Below are 1,591 nucleotides of genomic sequence, written 5' to 3' on the forward strand. Positions count from 1 at the left end.
CACCTCCTCGTATGATTAAGTTAGGTTTTTTAGGGACGGGATGTACCTATAAACCCAAGAGTATCTATTTTTATGAGATACTTAAATTTGTAGATAGAGTGTTGCCGACCACCTCCTTGAATCTTTGTATTCGGTTGAAAGAATGGTACCTCTGTCTAATAAGTAGTTTACGAATGAGTTGGATGTTGATGACCATTGGTCATTCTTCGTATCTCTTACGAGGTAGTAGCGCTTATTAGTTCAGAGGCGGACAACACTATCTAACACTGATTAAAATAGGGGTGTAAGCTATGTTCTATTTAGGTATTGATATCGCTAAACATAAACATTATGCGTCCATTATCGATCAAACTGGAAAACCTATTACTAAACCATTTCCCTTTCAGAATCACAAAGAAGGTGGACAAGCGCTATTAAATTGGATGTACCGATACATTGAGTCTCCTACAGAAATAATGATTGGAATGGAGGCAACAGGACATTATTGGTTAGCCGTTTATTCTTTTCTACTGGATCATGGCTTCTCAGTCGTTGTATTAAACCCAATTCAAACCAATGCCTGGCGAAAAGGAACAGAAATTAGAAAACGGAAAACAGACGCCATTGATGCCACTATGATTGCCGATATCATTCGATTCGGCCGTTTTGTTGAAACCCCACTTGTGGATGAAAAAATGTTCGCTCTAAAACAAATGAGCCGCTTTCGTAATGCGCTTGTAAGCAATATGAGTGATTTAAAACGAAAAGCTCTTGTCGTATTAGATCAGACTTTCCCAGAGTACCAAAGCATCTTTTCGGATGTTTTTGGTAAAACTTCTTCACAAATCTTACTTGAATATTCCTCTCCCAGTGACTATGAACAGATATCTATTAATGATTTAACACAAATAATTGAGCAAACTAGTCGTAACCGACTTGGGAAGAAAACAGCCAACAAACTAATGGAATTAGCCTCTAATTCGTTTGGTGTCACCTTCTGTAAAAACGCTTTTTCCTTTCAACTAAAAATGTTGATGGAGCAAATTCGTTTTATCGAAGATCAAATCAAAGAGTGTGAAGAAGAAATGTCACAACTTTTAATTGATTTAGATACTCCTATCATGACAATACCTGGCGTTGGACCAATTTTAGGTGCCACTATACTAAGTGAAATTGGGGATATACACCGCTTTGACAAACCATCTAAACTTGTCGCTTACGCAGGCATCGATGCCTCTGTGTCCCAATCTGGACAATTTGAATCATCAGGTACGTCTATATCCAAGCGTGGTTCTTCTCATTTGCGTAGAGCCTTATTCCAGGCGGCTATTACAGCTCATAAACATGACCCTGTATTAAAAGCCTTTTATGAAAAGAAACGAAAGCAAGGAAAGCACTACTATGTTTGTATAGGAGCCGTAGCTAGAAAGCTGTGTTACATTATCTACGCCATTCTTAAAAGCAATAAACCTTATGAAATCCCACCACACACAACAAAAACATGAACTTCTCATTTTTTTGAAAAGCCTTAGGTTTATTTGGTGCGCCCTTTTTTAGAAAAACACCCCTTATTTATACAAAAAATCCTCCTTGACTTCTCATAGTTGGTCTT

At 37.7% G+C, this 1,591-nt stretch carries 1 protein-coding gene; it reads left to right on the forward strand.

From position 1 onward, the window contains the following. Positions 1–290 precede the first annotated feature (290 nt). Complete coding sequence (locus tag ACTFR3_RS30480) at positions 291–1,484, forward strand: IS110 family transposase (protein WP_440045176.1); 1,194 nt, start codon at positions 291–293, stop codon at positions 1,482–1,484. Positions 1,485–1,591 lie beyond the last annotated feature (107 nt).

The organism is Bacillus cereus group sp. MYBK14-1, assembly GCF_051916885.1.
Classification (GTDB): Bacteria; Bacillota; Bacilli; order Bacillales; family Bacillaceae_G; genus Bacillus_A; species Bacillus_A cereus.